We start from the raw sequence: 12,472 nt of genomic DNA on the forward strand, positions 1-12,472 counted from the left end.
GAACTTCTTGTCATCAAGCGCCGTCATGCTTATCGCATACTAGATTGCCATGAGATGGCAATTTTCATTGCGATGAAAGTGTAATTTAATGATCAAACACGGAATCATGTGTGTTAAATTGGCGCATGATCCGTTGTTTCCATTGAAAGGAAGACGATGTCCCGATTGCGCCGCCTCGGCCTGTATGGCCTGCTGTTGACTGCCTTCCCGGCCCATGCGCAGGGCCTGAACATCGCTTCCGAGCTGCTGCATGGCGGCATGGGCATCGTCGCGATCGGCGCGTTGTCCGTGCTGGCGCTGGCCGTGACGTTCGAGCGGCTCGCCAACTTCCGCCTGGTGAAAGTGGCGCCGCCGGACCTGGCCGCGGAGGCGGAGATGCTGTGGCGCGCGGGACGCTTCGACCAGTTGCGCGAACGGGTGGCGGACGGCGACAGCAGCCTCGCGCGCATCCTCGGCTGGATGGTCGAACAGCGCCACCTGCCGGCCGAAAAACTGGGGGCGCGCGTGGCCGAGATGGCGGGCGTCGAACTGCGCCTGCAGCAGCAGAAGGCGTACGCGCTGAACGTCGTCGCGACGGTCGCACCGATCGTCGGCCTGCTGGGCACCGTCATCGGCATGATCGAATCCTTCCACGTCATCGCGTTCAACGGCATGGGCGATCCGACCCTGCTGGCGGGCGGCATCTCCAAGGCGCTCGTCAACACGGCGGCCGGCCTGTCGGTGGCGCTGCCGTCGCTGGCCATGCACCACGTCTTCCGCAACCGCATGGTCGGCATCGGCATCGCGCTGGAACGCCAGCTGAACCGCGTGCTGGACGGCATGCCGGCGCGCACGCTGGAGGTCGTCCATGCGCATTGATCTCGGCGACGACGAACAGCCCGAGATCGGCCTGATCGCGCTGATCGACTGCATCTTCTTCCTGCTGATGTACTTCATGGTCGCGACGTCGTTCCGGCACCCCGACGGCGAAAAGCCGGAAAAGGACATGCCCATCGTGCTGCCGACGTCGCAGGTCAGCCTCGATCGCGCCACGGCGGCGCCGGCGCCGCTGGTCATCGGCGTCGATGCCGGAGGCGGCCTGTATATCGACCGCAAGGAGGTGTCGACGCAAGCCCTGCACGACCTGCTCAAGCGCGAGGCGGCGCGCGATCCGGCGCGGCCGGTCCGCATCGACGGCGACCAGTCCACGCGCTACCAGGACATCGTGCACGTGCTCGAACTGTGCCAGTTCGAGGGGCTCACCCACGTGTCGATGCACACGCGCTGACGATGTTCGCCGACGATACTGCGCGGCCCGCCCCGGCGTTCGGGCCCATACGGCGGCATCCCTTCATCTTCCTGTCGCTCGTGCTGCATGCGGTGCCGCTCGTCGCGCTGTACCACCTGGGCAGCCAGCGCATCGAGATCGCCCAGCGCGCGCGCCAGCAGCGGCAGGTCGAATCGGGCGCCCGGCTGACGGCGCAGGCGCGCCTCGAAAAGCGCGTGCACGACATGGAGCGGATCCAGTCCCTGCTCGCACAAAGCGCGGGCAAGCAACCTGCCGGGAACAAGGAAGACGAGGTGCAGTTCAGCGCGCAGCCGAAGGCGCCGGACGAATTGCTGAAGCAGGCGAAGGATCTGGCGCGCAAGATCGACGAGATCGAGCGCGACACCAAGGCGGAGCGGCTGGCGCAGCTGCTCGACATCCCGAAGGAAAAGGCGTTGGAACAGGTCGCGGAGAAGGCCAGGGCGGAGGAACCGCCCGCCGCCGAACCGCAGACGCCGGCCGAAGCTGCGGCGCAGATCGAGCAGCTCGAAGCGAAGGCGCGCGACGCATTGGAACAGCGCCGCCAGCAGCTGGAGCAGCAGCAGAACGGCGTGCAGGTCGCGGCCGACGCAGGTGCGGCGCAGCGCGGCGCCGGCAAAGGCAACGGCAAGGCCGATGGCAAGGGCGACGGCGAAGGCAAGGGTGACGGCCAGGGAAACGGCCAGAGCGGACGAGGCCTCGGGAACGGAAGCGCCGGCGGCGTGGGCCGCCAGATGCTGGACCGGATCGCCGCGTTCACGAATCCCGACCTGCCGGATCGCATGACGAAGGCTTACCTCGGGGGCGCGGGCACCATGTTCGGCGGCGGCATCGCGCACATGCCCACCGTCGATGCGGCCACCATGGTCAAGGGCGCGGGCAGGATGATCGGCGCGGGCGGCACGTACGCGAACCGCGTCTGGGTCAACCGCTGGTACCTGATCGGTCCATTCGACGGACGGCACGGCGCAGGGCTGTTCGCCAATTACCATCATCCGCCCGAGCAGGGCGTCGTGCTGGATGCCGCCTATCGGGGCAAGGGCGGGCGCCTCGTCAAATGGGACTACGTCGATATGGCGCGCTATCCCCTGGAGCCGCCCGTGCACGCGGAAGACGCCGTGTACTACGGCTATACGGAGTTGATGCTCGACGCCGCACAGGACCTGACGATCTGGGTCGGCGCCGACGACGATGCGCAGCTGTGGCTCAACGACCGGCTGGTCTGGGAAGGCGGGAACGCCAACAAGGACTCGTTCTTTGGCCAGGTCTACGAGACGCGGAATACCTTCGTGCGCGACTACAACCTGAACGAAGGCAAGCGCGTCGTGCACTTCCGCAAGGGCCGCAACAAGCTGTTCTTCAAGCTGTCGAACGGGCCGACGCGGATCTTCTTTTCGCTGGTCCTCACGAAGTGAATGGGGCGCCGCGCTGCATCCTTTGCCAGGCCGACGGCGTCACGCCCACGCTGCCCTTGAAGCGCCGCGTCAGGTGGCTCTGGTCCGCGAAGCCGCATTCCAGCGCGACGGCGGCGAGCGGCGTGCCGCGGCGGATCAGGGCCTGCGCCTGCGCGACCCGCACGGCGTTGAGGTACACGTGCGGCGGCATGTGGTAGGCGGCGGTGAAGGCGCGGGTCAGGTGCGCGCGCGACAGGCCGGCGGCCAGGGCCAGGTCCGAGACGGTGATGTCGTGCGCGTAGTACGTGCGGATATGGTCCTTGACCCGGGCCAGCGTGGCGGCACCGATGGCGGCCGGCCCCGCGCCGGCCTGCGGCCGTTCGCCGTGCCGCGCCAGCATCGTGCCCAGGAACGCACGCATCAGCGTTTCCGCGCGCAGCGATTCGGCCGGCGTCTGCGCCAGGCTGGCGGACAACGCCCCGAACGCCTCGGCCAGCTGCCGGTCGGCCGCATGGGGCTTCGCAAAATACCGCTTGCCGTCCACGCAACTGGCGACGAATGCGGCGGGGACGTACCACATCGTGTAGCGGAATCCATCCGCCGTCCCGCGGCAGCCGTCATGGTCGTCGTCGGGGTTGAAGAGGACCAGGTCGCCGGGCCGGCTGTCGTACTGCCTGCCCTTGCAGCGGAAGCGCTGGATGCCGTACGTCGTCGCGCCGAGCGCGAAGCAATCGTGGCTGTGGCGCTCGAACGCGTGGTCGGAAAAGTCCGCCCGCATCAGCGTCACGCCGTTGGTCAGCGCCCCGAAAATGGCCTGGTTCATGCAACGATTGTACAAGACCCGCGGTTCGGCGGCCCCTCACAATGAGGTTTTCATCGGAGGCATCATGCACGCTGCAATCGATCTGGCCGCCAAGCTGGCCACCTTTACGGAAGCCTTTCAACCCCGCACGGTGGCCTTGTTCAACGGCCACGACGTGATGGTCGCGAAGCTGCGCGGCGACTACCACTGGCACGTCCACGACGACACCGACGACTTTTTCCTGGTGCTCGACGGGCGCGTCGAGATCGATCTCGAGGACGGTTCGACGGTGACGCTCGATCCCGGCCAGATGTTCGTCGTCCCCAAGGGCATGCGCCACCGGCCCCGCGCGCAGGGAGAAGCGCACATCCTGCTGATCGAGCCGACGGGCACGCCGAACAGCGGCGACCCGCTGACGGCGGCGCCGCGCCGGGTCATCTGAGTCGGGCAGCGTTCACGCGTCCTTCGGCGCCGGCGTCTTGTCCTTGTACTCGCACAGGTCGTTGATGATGCAGTTCCAGCACTTGGGCGTGCGCGCCACGCAGGTGTAGCGGCCGTGCAGGATCAGCCAGTGGTGGGCGTCGTGCAGGAAGTCCTTCGGCACGAATTTCAGCAGCTTCATCTCGACTTCGTCGACGTTCTTGCCCGGCGCGATCCTGGTGCGGTTCGCGACGCGGAAGATGTGCGTGTCGACGGCCATCGTCGGTTCGCCGAACGCCGTGTTCAGCACGACGTTTGCCGTCTTGCGGCCCACGCCGGGCAGGGCTTCCAGCGCCTCGCGCGAGCGCGGCACTTCGCCGCCGTACTGGTTCACGAGGATCTCGCACGTGGCGATGACGTTCTTCGCCTTGTTGTTGTACAGGCCGATCGTCGAGATATAGGTCTTGAGCTCGTCCAGGCCCAGGTCGAGGATCGCCTGCGGCGTGTTCGCGACCGGATACAGCCTGCGGGTGGCCTTGTTGACGCCGACGTCCGTCGACTGCGCGGACAGCAGCACGGCGATCAGCAGTTCGAACGGCGTCGTGTATTCGAGTTCGGTGGTGGGATGCGGATTGGCGTTGCGAAAGCGCGTGAAGATCTCGAGGCGTTTGGCGGGATTCATCGATGCGTCAGTCTTTCTTGTCGGAGGCGGCTTTCTGTTTCGCGCGCTCGATGGCGGCGGCGATGATCGCGCGCTTGCGTTCCTTTTCCGCCAGCTCCTCGGCCGTATTCGTCGTTTCCGCCGTCACGGCGCGCATCTTTTCCAGCGCCTTGGCGGCCAGGCGCGCATCGTTTTCTTCCTTTTCGCGGCGCAGGCGCTCGGTGCGGAAGTCGTGGCGCGCGCGCGCGGCGTCGGCCTCTTCCTGCGACCACGCGGCCCAGCCGGTCGGCTCGCTCGCAGGGTCGTCCGTGCGCGGGATCATCGCGATGCAATCGACGGGGCAGGGCGCCACGCACAAATCGCAACCCGTGCACAGGCTCGGGATGATGGTGTGCATCTGCTTGGCGGCGCCGAGGATCGCGTCGACGGGGCAGGCCTGGATGCACAAGGTGCAGCCGATGCACAGGCTCTCGTCGATGAACGCGACGGGGCGTGGCCGCTCGACGCCGTTGGCCGGGTTGATCGGGATGACGGGCCGGCCGGTGACCCGCGCCAGCCGCGCGACGCCTTCCATGCCGCCGGGCGGGCACTGGTTGATCTCGGCTTCGCCGCGCGCGATCGCTTCCGCGTACGGGCGACAGGCGGGATAGCCGCACTTGGTGCACTGGGTCTGCGGCAGCAGGTCTTCGATCTGGTCGGCGAGCGTCTTGGTCACGGCGGTGCTACTTCGAAACTGGATAGACCGTCATTATCCGCTAAAAGCCCCGTTCAGGCGAAATGCCCTTGGGTAATGCAGATCGCATGCTTTCGTGATGCAGCGTACGGAGTGACGGTCCAGTCCGGTGGTCTACTAGAGTCCAGGCAATGACAATCAGGAGGGTCGCATGAACACGAAGCACCTCGCCATGTCCACGCTGCTGGCCGCGCTGCTGAGCGCCGCCGGCGCATCGAGTTTTGCCCAGGATCGTTACCACGGCGACCGGCGCGACGACAGCCGGTATGGCCAGCGCGACAACGATCGCGGTGATCGGCGGGTCGACAGCCGCGATGACCGCCGCCGTGACGACCGCCGCGGTGACGACCAGCGCGGTGACAACCGCCGCGACGGTTACCAGGCCCGCGGCGGCGGCGGCCACGGCGACGCAGGGTACGGTGGCGATCGCCGCTGGGACGGTGCCGGACCCAACCATGATATCCGCCGCGGCGGCCGTTTGCCGTCCCGCTACCGGAATCACCAATACGTCGTGGACAATTGGCGCGACCACCATTTGCGGCCTCCGCCTCGAGGCTATCACTGGGTGCAGACGGGTGGCGATTATGTGCTGGCGGCCATTGCCACCGGCGTCATCGCAGACCTGATCATCAATCACTGACGCCGCGGGCTGCCTTCAAGGCGGCCCCGGCAGGTGAAACGCCAGGCCGTTCCCGTTCGCGCGGGGACGGCCTTCTGTTATTCTTGACGTGCCAACAACAAAAGAAAGGAGGACATCGTGTACCACGCATTCCTGGACCATACACTTCACCGAACCAGCGACCTTTATGCAAGCGATTCCAACGATCTATTTTCCCGGCCTGTGCGCCGAAGCCCTTTCTTTTTATCGTGACGTCCTGCACGCCGACGTGCTGTTCCAGCTGACGGCGATTCCCGATTCACAACCACGGTTCCTCGAGCCCGGCAGTCCCGGCAAGATCATCCGGGCCGGCCTGCGCATCGGCGAGTCGACCGTCTATTTCTCCGAAGGCCATCACCCCGGCCAGGCACCGGTGTTCGCGGGCTTCTCGATGAACCTGCACGTGGACAGCGCGGACGAGGCGCTCCGCATCCTGCAAGCGCTGGGCGAGGGCGGCGACGTCCGCGTGCCGTTGCGCGCGACGGCATGGACGGATGCGTTCTGCGCCGTCATCGACCGCTACGGCCTGCACTGGATGATCGAAACGGGCAGTCCGCAATAAAAAATGCCGCGGTCCAGGCCGCGGCATTTTCAAGGATCCACCTGCAACGCTCAGGCGTTCTTGCGGATGAACTCGCCAATCATCGGACAAATGATCTCGCGCCAGCGGCGGCCCGAGAAGATGCCGTAGTGGCCGCACTTCGGCGCCGTGAACTGCTGCTGTTTCTCGGCCGGGATGCCGCTGCACAGGTCGTGCGCGGCATGGGTCTGGCCGGCGCCGGAGATGTCGTCCAGTTCGCCTTCGATGGTGAACAGCGCCACGCTCTCGATGTCTTGCGGACGCACGAGCTGGCCGCCCACTTCCCACGTGCCTTTCGGCAGGCGGGTTTCCTGGAATACCGTTTTAATCGTTTCCAGGTAATACTCGGCCGGCATGTCGAGGACGGCGTTGTACTCGTCGTAGAACTTGCGGTGCGCTTCCGCCGAATCGTCGTCGCCGCGCACCAGGTGCTGGTAGAACTCGCGGTGGCTCTGGGCGTGGCGGCCCGGATTCATCGCGATGAAGCCGGCGTGCTGCAGGAAGCCCGGATAGACTTTGCGGCCGAAGCCCGGGTAATTGCCCGGCACGGCATAGATCACCGTGTTCTCGAACCACGAGTACGGCTTTTCGACGGCCAGGTCGTTGACGGCCGTCGGCGACTTGCGCGGGTCGATCGGACCGCCCATCATGACCATCGACTTCGGCAGCTTGGCATCCTTGTTCGTCGCCATCAGCGAGATCGCGGCGAGCACCGGCACGGTCGGCTGGCATACGGAGATCACGTGCACATCCGGGCCCAGGTGGCGGATGAAGTCCTGCACGTAATAGATATAGTCGTCCAGGTGGAACGGACCGTCCGACAGCGGCACCATGCGCGCGTCGACCCAGTCGGTGATGAAGACGTCCTGGTCCGGCAGCAGGGCGCGGACGGTGTCGCGCAGCAGGGTCGCATGGTGGCCCGACAGCGGGGCCACGACGAGCACCGTCGGCTGCTTGAGCGCGGCAAAGTCCGTGTCGCTCATGTCTTTCTTGAAATGCAGCAGCTTGCAGAACGGCTTGCTGACCACTGGGCGTTCCACGATGCCGACCGTCTTCCCGTTAATGATGGTCGAGGTCAGGCCGAAAGCAGGTTTCTCATAGTCCTTGCCGAGGCGGTACATCAGCTCGTAGCCGGCAGCGATACGCTGCGAAAACGGGGTGTGCGCGAACGGTGAGACTGGATTCGAAAACAGTTTGGCAGAGGCATCGGCCCACTGCATCAGCGGGTTCAGGAAGGAGCGTTGCATTTCGTGCAGTTGATAAAGCATAATTTTTTTCCTTCATGACTCTGTGCGCAATTGCAATCGTTTGCGCTACGTGTTCGGTGAATTATAGGCTCATTCGGCTTGGCGTGGGGCAACATCGAGCCTGAGTCACAATCTGTTTGTTACTGCATTGCACAATATGTATCACACTTGTCAGCACCCGGTTCGTTAAGTGCAGTACATAAGAAAAATGCCCCGCACAGGCGGGGCATTTTCGTCGTAGCTGAGTTACGGAACGTTAGTCGAACACAGGCGTTTCGACGCCGAGGATCTTGTGCAGCTTCGGCGACGTCGTCGTGTACTGCATGTGGATCTTCTTGTCCGGGAAGATGTACGGCGCGGCGCCGAAGGCGGCCAGCGCGGCTTCGTGGAAGCCCGACAGGATCAGCTTCTTCTTGCCCGGGTAGGTGTTGATGTCGCCCACGGCGAAGATGCCCGGCACGTTGGTCTCGAACTTCTCGGTGTCCATGACCTTCAGCTGGCGGCGTTCGATGTCCAGGCCCCATTCGGCGATCGGGCCCAGCTTCGGCGACAGGCCGAAGAACACCATCAGCATGTCCAGCGGCACGCGGCGGGTCACGCCGTCGGCACCGGTCACCTTGACTTCGGACAGCTGGCCATCCTTCTCATCGAAGCCGGTGACCTGGCCGGTGATCAGTTGCATTTCGTAGTCTTCGCACAGCTGCTTCATCTTGGCGACGGAAGCCGGGGCGGCGCGGAAGTCTTCGCGACGGTGCACCAGCACGACGGATTCGGCCTTGCCGACGAAGTTCAGGGCCCAGTCCAGCGCGGAGTCGCCGCCGCCGCAGATGACGAGGTTCTTGCCTTCGAACAGGCTCGGATCCTTCACGCGGTAGAACAGCTGGCTGTTCTCGAACTTCTCGATGCCGTCGACCTTGATCGTGCGCGCCTGGAACGAACCGACGCCGGCCGCGATGAAGATGGTCTTGGTGATGAAGCGGGTACCGGTCGACGTCTCGACGTTGAAGCGGTGGTCTTCACGGCGCTGGACGGTGGTGACTTCCTGGCCCAGGTGGAAGGTCGGCTCGAACGGCTCGATCTGCTTGAGCAGGTTGTCGGTCAGTTCCTGGCCGGTGCAGACGGGCACGGCCGGGATGTCGTAGATCGGCTTGTCCGGATACAGCTCCACGCACTGGCCGCCGACGGCCGGCAGCGAATCGATCACGTGGGCCTTGATCTCCAGCAGGCCCAGCTCGAACACCTGGAACAGGCCGACCGGGCCCGCGCCGATGATCACGGCATCGGCTTCGATGGCGCCGGCAAAGGAGCTGTTGGGAGCGATGGTGCCCACTTCGGGGGTCGTAGTCATGCTGTTTTCCTGAAAATTATGAGCTGTAGATAAGCGAGGGCGATAGTGTGCCATCAATGGCGCACACCTGCAGGGACCGGCAAAGGACGCCGGCCGCAGCGGGCCGGCGTACACGAACGTATTAGCGGGCCAGTTGGTCCAGCTTGTTCTTGACGTCTTTCCACTCTTCCGCGTCGGGCAGGGCCGGCTTCGTTTTCGTGATCGACGGCCAGTTACGCGACAGGTCAGCGTTGATCTTGATGAATTGCTGCTGGTCCGACGGCACGTCTTCTTCCGCGTAGATCGCGTTGACCGGGCACTCAGCCACGCACACGGCGCAGTCGATGCACTCGTCCGGGTCAATGGCGAGGAAATTCGGGCCTTCCCGGAAACAATCTACCGGGCATACATCCACGCAATCGGTATAGCGACAACGGATGCACGATTCGGTGACAACGTGGGTCATAACAGTCCTATCAATGAGTGGAAGCGGCGGCGTGTATTGTTCGGAGAGCGGTCGCCGGACGCGGCAAAGCACTGTATTTTAGGGCAATTCTGCTTCTACGACAAATCAGGCTTATACACAATACACATAAGCAAATGTATTCGTAGTCCGCTTGCCAGGCCGCTTCCAGGGCTCATCGAAGCCTGTCCGTGGCCCCCAGGTCCACGACCGCCGTCGTCGCGACGGCCGCGCCGGAACCGTCCGTCACCGTGACCGTGGTCAGCGCCACGGCCGCCGGCGGCTCGCCCGCCGGACCGGACCGGCCGTGCGCCGCGCACCAGCGCGCGAGGGCGTCCGCCTCCGCCTGGAGCACGCGTTCGACATCGTAGTATTCGGCCAGGTTCATCGTGCCGCAGCAGGCGCGCCGGTCCTGGCGCGCGCCCGGGGCGTCGGTCACGAGCGGCGCCAGGCGCAGGCCGGCCGGGTGGTCGCCCGTGATCCCGGCCGGCACGTCGAACACCTCGCGCTGGGCGAACCGGTCGCGGATGGCGTTGACGATGGCCTGCGGTTTGCCGTCCTCGAACGCGAGGCGCAGCATCTCGTTGGCCACGTCGGCGAACGTGGCGGCCGTGTCCGGGGCGGCCATCAGCGCGCGCAGCACGAGCCCGCGCAGCCAGCCGGCCACGCGGTGCAGGACGCTGGCGCAATCTTCCAGCGCGGGATCGCGCTCGAGGGCGAACACGTCGGCCAGGATGTCGTAGACGGCGCCCGTGAACACTTGCGAGATCGCATGCACCTCGGTCCCCGCCTGGGACAGGGTGAGGTCGTTGTCGGCATTGCGCAGCCCGGTCGTGCTGCCCAGGGCGAGGCCGAACTGCTCGGCGATGTCGGCCAGGAAGGTCTTGTCGTGCAGGTGCGCCTTGGTCTGGGCGATGACGGCCTCGCACTGGTCGAGCTGGGACAGCGCGAGGAAGATCGCCGTCAGGTCGCCGAACGATTCGTGCAGGCCGCCCGTCTGCGGCGGATTGTCGGCCAGCAGCCATTGCGGCTTGAGGCCGTCCAGCACGGCGTGGCCGGTCTCGTGCGAGACGATGTCGAACGAGCGGCACGTGTACACCCGCGCCGTCTCTCCGCTGGGCACGAAGTCGCCGAACTTCAGGCAGGCCTGCGCGCGGCTGTAATAAGCATTCATCACGTTCGGCAGGCCGTACGGCCAGACCTGCAGCGGCGACGTGTCCACGCCGCTGTTCCATTGCCAGGGCAGGGGCATCGCGCTGCCGGCCGTCGACAGCGCGCGCTGGTACATCGTCAACGTCTGGCGCACGACGGCGAACGTGTGGACGGCGTCGAACTGCGGCGTGTCGGGCATCGTCACGAAGTCGCCGAAGGCGTTCGGCTCGACCGGCGGGATGCCGGCATCGCTGGAGGCCAGCACGATGCGCGCGTCGCGCGGCCCGGCCAGCACGACGCCCGGCAGGAAGACCTTGCGCGTACCGATCTCGTCCACCGATGGATCCTGCTTCCACATCAGCACGCGCGCGCCGGAGGCGTAGGGCAGGGGGACGTCACCCGGCTGGCCGCCTTCAAGTGCCGACGCGCTGCCGGGACCGGATTGCGGCCGTGGCCGGCCCGGCTGGTCGAGCAGTTGCGCGGCCTTGCGGTGCTGGCGGTACGAGGCGGTGGGCGTCGGCACGAAACCGACGGGGGGCTGGGTGGGCGTCGAATCCATGGTAGTCCTCCTTGATGACACGAGGAATGGTCGCCCCTTGCCCAAGTTGGGTTTTGAGACTCATCAATTGATTATTCTCTAGGCAAGCGCTGGCCTTTGCGCCCATCAACTGGCATCATGGCGGGCTGTTTGCTTTGAATCAGTAAGGAAATCGAATGCCGGACATCAGCATCACCCAGCCGCACAGCCTGAGCCAGACCGACGCGCGCGCCGCCGCGCAAAAGGTGGCGGACAAGCTGGCTCGCGAATATGGCCTGACGTGCAATTGGGACGGGGACGTGCTGCGTTTCGCCCGCAGCGGCGTGGAGGGGGCGCTCACCCTGGGCGAGCGCCAGGCCGCGTTGCGCATCAAGCTGGGATTTTTGATGAGTGCTTTCGCGGCCACCATCGAGCAGAAGGTGGCGGAAAGCATGCGCAAGGTATTCAGTAACTGAGTCAGCAGCTGATTACTTCAGGTCTTCGATCAGGTCGACGTACTGCTGCATCGCGTCTTCCCGTGCCGTGCCTTTCAGCGCGGCCCACGCGTCGTACTTGGCGCGGCCGACCATGTCGGTGAAGCCGGGGCGTTCGCCCGTGACGTCGCCGCTCGAACCCTGCTTGAACAATGCGTAGATCTTCAGCAGGGTCATGTTGTCCGGACGCTCGGGCAGGTTCTTCGAATCGAGCTGGGCCTGGGCGAACTGTTCTTGCAAACTCATGGTAACTCCTTTGACGATGTGCGGGCATCTTAGCGCATCGTCATCGGAATCACGCCTAACTCGACCGTATTTTAGAAGAGTTGCTCAAACGTCGAGGAGTTCGACGTCGAAGATCAGCGTGGCGTTCGGCGGAATCACGCCGCCGGCGCCGCGCGCGCCGTAGCCCAGGCTCGCCGGGATGATCAGGCGGCGCGCGCCGCCCACCTTCATGCCCTGCACGCCTTCGTCCCAGCCGCGGATCACGTGACCGGCGCCCAGCGGAAACTGGAACGGGTCGTTGCGGTCCTTGCTGGAGTCGAACTTGACGCCGGTGCTGCCGTCGTCGTTCTGCAGCCAGCCGGTGTAGTGCACGGTCACGTAGTTGCCGGCCTTCGCTTCGGCGCCGCTGCCGACGACGGTGTCTTCGTATTGCAGGCCGGAATTCGTGGTGGTGATGGACATGGATCTTCCCTTGTTATTCAGAGTGAAAGGCCGATTGTAGTCCATGACCTGT

The 12,472-nt window shown here is 65.1% G+C and carries 16 protein-coding genes; 7 read left to right on the forward strand and 9 right to left on the reverse strand.

Annotated elements, in window-relative coordinates:
• Nucleotides 1–156 precede the first annotated feature (156 nt).
• The 3 genes from ASD28_RS02035 to ASD28_RS02045 are packed head-to-tail and all read left to right on the forward strand — an operon-like array spanning nucleotide 157 to nucleotide 2,700.
• The gene (locus ASD28_RS02035) at nucleotides 157–858 is read left to right on the forward strand and encodes a MotA/TolQ/ExbB proton channel family protein (RefSeq protein WP_082577004.1); all 702 of its coding nucleotides are present in this window, start codon (nucleotides 157–159) and stop codon (nucleotides 856–858) included.
• Nucleotides 848–1,267, forward strand: a complete 420-nt coding sequence (locus ASD28_RS02040) for a biopolymer transporter ExbD (protein WP_056123142.1) — start codon at nucleotides 848–850, stop codon at nucleotides 1,265–1,267. Before ASD28_RS02035 ends, ASD28_RS02040 begins: the two co-directional genes overlap by 11 nt.
• A gap of 2 nt (nucleotides 1,268–1,269) precedes the next feature.
• A complete protein-coding gene (locus tag ASD28_RS02045; protein ID WP_056123144.1) occupies nucleotides 1,270–2,700 on the forward strand; it encodes a hypothetical protein in 1,431 nt (476 codons plus the stop codon).
• On the opposite strand, the gene ASD28_RS02050 is transcribed toward ASD28_RS02045, so the two are convergent.
• Nucleotides 2,690–3,502 carry an AraC family transcriptional regulator gene (locus tag ASD28_RS02050; protein WP_056123147.1) on the reverse strand — a complete coding sequence of 271 codons (813 nt, stop codon included), beginning with the start codon at nucleotides 3,500–3,502 and terminating at the stop codon, nucleotides 2,690–2,692. The two genes, ASD28_RS02045 and ASD28_RS02050, sit on opposite strands and share 11 nt — an antisense overlap.
• A gap of 64 nt (nucleotides 3,503–3,566) precedes the next feature.
• Between ASD28_RS02050 and ASD28_RS02055 the strand changes: the two genes are divergently transcribed.
• A complete protein-coding gene (locus ASD28_RS02055) occupies nucleotides 3,567–3,923 on the forward strand; it encodes a cupin domain-containing protein (protein WP_056123150.1) in 357 nt (118 codons plus the stop codon).
• Between the two features lie 12 nt (nucleotides 3,924–3,935).
• On the opposite strand, the gene nth is transcribed toward ASD28_RS02055, so the two are convergent.
• Together nth and rsxB are read right to left on the reverse strand one after the other, a co-directional pair.
• The gene (gene nth, locus ASD28_RS02060) at nucleotides 3,936–4,583 is read right to left on the reverse strand and encodes an endonuclease III (protein WP_056123153.1); all 648 of its coding nucleotides are present in this window, start codon (nucleotides 4,581–4,583) and stop codon (nucleotides 3,936–3,938) included.
• Between the two features lie 7 nt (nucleotides 4,584–4,590).
• Nucleotides 4,591–5,277, reverse strand: a complete 687-nt coding sequence (gene rsxB, locus ASD28_RS02065) for an electron transport complex subunit RsxB (protein ID WP_056123156.1) — start codon at nucleotides 5,275–5,277, stop codon at nucleotides 4,591–4,593.
• Nucleotides 5,278–5,446: 169 nt separating this feature from the next.
• On the opposite strand from rsxB, the gene ASD28_RS02070 reads away from it, so the two are divergent.
• Nucleotides 5,447–5,935 (forward strand): RcnB family protein, encoded by a 489-nt coding sequence (locus ASD28_RS02070; RefSeq protein WP_056123158.1) that lies wholly within the window; start codon nucleotides 5,447–5,449, stop codon nucleotides 5,933–5,935.
• Between the two features lie 166 nt (nucleotides 5,936–6,101).
• Nucleotides 6,102–6,515 carry a VOC family protein gene (locus tag ASD28_RS02075; protein ID WP_056123162.1) on the forward strand — a complete coding sequence of 138 codons (414 nt, stop codon included), beginning with the start codon at nucleotides 6,102–6,104 and terminating at the stop codon, nucleotides 6,513–6,515.
• A gap of 50 nt (nucleotides 6,516–6,565) precedes the next feature.
• Here the strand turns inward: ASD28_RS02075 and ASD28_RS02080 are convergent, their stop codons facing one another.
• From ASD28_RS02080 to ASD28_RS02095, 4 genes are all read right to left on the reverse strand, one after another.
• Nucleotides 6,566–7,801, reverse strand: coding sequence for a polyhydroxyalkanoate depolymerase (locus tag ASD28_RS02080; protein WP_056123165.1), 1,236 nt, complete (start codon nucleotides 7,799–7,801; stop codon nucleotides 6,566–6,568).
• Nucleotides 7,802–8,036: 235 nt separating this feature from the next.
• Nucleotides 8,037–9,128: an NAD(P)/FAD-dependent oxidoreductase gene (locus tag ASD28_RS02085; protein WP_056123168.1), complete on the reverse strand. Its 1,092-nt coding sequence runs from the start codon at nucleotides 9,126–9,128 to the stop codon at nucleotides 8,037–8,039.
• Between the two features lie 121 nt (nucleotides 9,129–9,249).
• Nucleotides 9,250–9,573 (reverse strand): ferredoxin FdxA, encoded by a 324-nt coding sequence (gene fdxA / locus ASD28_RS02090; protein WP_056123170.1) that lies wholly within the window; start codon nucleotides 9,571–9,573, stop codon nucleotides 9,250–9,252.
• A gap of 172 nt (nucleotides 9,574–9,745) precedes the next feature.
• On the reverse strand, nucleotides 9,746–11,281 hold the full coding sequence (locus tag ASD28_RS02095; protein ID WP_229411886.1) for a hypothetical protein: 1,536 nt from the start codon (nucleotides 11,279–11,281) through the stop codon (nucleotides 9,746–9,748).
• Nucleotides 11,282–11,436: 155 nt separating this feature from the next.
• On the opposite strand from ASD28_RS02095, the gene ASD28_RS02100 reads away from it, so the two are divergent.
• A complete protein-coding gene (locus ASD28_RS02100; RefSeq protein ID WP_056123174.1) occupies nucleotides 11,437–11,715 on the forward strand; it encodes a polyhydroxyalkanoic acid system family protein in 279 nt (92 codons plus the stop codon).
• A 12-nt stretch (nucleotides 11,716–11,727) separates the two neighbouring features.
• Here the strand turns inward: ASD28_RS02100 and ASD28_RS02105 are convergent, their stop codons facing one another.
• Complete coding sequence (locus ASD28_RS02105; RefSeq protein WP_056123177.1) at nucleotides 11,728–11,979, reverse strand: acyl-CoA-binding protein; 252 nt, start codon at nucleotides 11,977–11,979, stop codon at nucleotides 11,728–11,730.
• Between the two features lie 84 nt (nucleotides 11,980–12,063).
• A complete protein-coding gene (locus tag ASD28_RS02110; protein ID WP_036235195.1) occupies nucleotides 12,064–12,420 on the reverse strand; it encodes an FKBP-type peptidyl-prolyl cis-trans isomerase in 357 nt (118 codons plus the stop codon).
• Nucleotides 12,421–12,472 lie beyond the last annotated feature (52 nt).

This window comes from Massilia sp. Root133 (genome assembly GCF_001426525.1).
In the GTDB taxonomy this organism is placed as follows: domain Bacteria; phylum Pseudomonadota; class Gammaproteobacteria; order Burkholderiales; family Burkholderiaceae_D; genus Telluria; species Telluria orientalis.

What these genes read in the sequence shown, in the direction of transcription:
- ASD28_RS02035 (WP_082577004.1), top strand. Translation starts at nt 157, where the DNA reads ATGTCCCGATTGCGCCGCCTCGGCCTGTATGGCCTGCTGTTGACTGCC.
- ASD28_RS02040 (WP_056123142.1), top strand. Translation starts at nt 848, where the DNA reads ATGCGCATTGATCTCGGCGACGACGAACAGCCCGAGATCGGCCTGATC.
- ASD28_RS02045 (WP_056123144.1), top strand. Translation starts at nt 1,270, where the DNA reads ATGTTCGCCGACGATACTGCGCGGCCCGCCCCGGCGTTCGGGCCCATA.
- ASD28_RS02050 (WP_056123147.1), bottom strand. Translation starts at nt 3,502, where the DNA reads ATGAACCAGGCCATTTTCGGGGCGCTGACCAACGGCGTGACGCTGATG.
- ASD28_RS02055 (WP_056123150.1), top strand. Translation starts at nt 3,567, where the DNA reads ATGCACGCTGCAATCGATCTGGCCGCCAAGCTGGCCACCTTTACGGAA.
- nth (WP_056123153.1), bottom strand. Translation starts at nt 4,583, where the DNA reads ATGAATCCCGCCAAACGCCTCGAGATCTTCACGCGCTTTCGCAACGCC.
- ASD28_RS02070 (WP_056123158.1), top strand. Translation starts at nt 5,447, where the DNA reads ATGAACACGAAGCACCTCGCCATGTCCACGCTGCTGGCCGCGCTGCTG.
- ASD28_RS02075 (WP_056123162.1), top strand. Translation starts at nt 6,102, where the DNA reads ATGCAAGCGATTCCAACGATCTATTTTCCCGGCCTGTGCGCCGAAGCC.
- ASD28_RS02080 (WP_056123165.1), bottom strand. Translation starts at nt 7,801, where the DNA reads ATGCTTTATCAACTGCACGAAATGCAACGCTCCTTCCTGAACCCGCTG.
- ASD28_RS02085 (WP_056123168.1), bottom strand. Translation starts at nt 9,128, where the DNA reads ATGACTACGACCCCCGAAGTGGGCACCATCGCTCCCAACAGCTCCTTT.
- fdxA (WP_056123170.1), bottom strand. Translation starts at nt 9,573, where the DNA reads ATGACCCACGTTGTCACCGAATCGTGCATCCGTTGTCGCTATACCGAT.
- ASD28_RS02095 (WP_229411886.1), bottom strand. Translation starts at nt 11,281, where the DNA reads ATGGATTCGACGCCCACCCAGCCCCCCGTCGGTTTCGTGCCGACGCCC.
- ASD28_RS02100 (WP_056123174.1), top strand. Translation starts at nt 11,437, where the DNA reads ATGCCGGACATCAGCATCACCCAGCCGCACAGCCTGAGCCAGACCGAC.
- ASD28_RS02105 (WP_056123177.1), bottom strand. Translation starts at nt 11,979, where the DNA reads ATGAGTTTGCAAGAACAGTTCGCCCAGGCCCAGCTCGATTCGAAGAAC.
- ASD28_RS02110 (WP_036235195.1), bottom strand. Translation starts at nt 12,420, where the DNA reads ATGTCCATCACCACCACGAATTCCGGCCTGCAATACGAAGACACCGTC.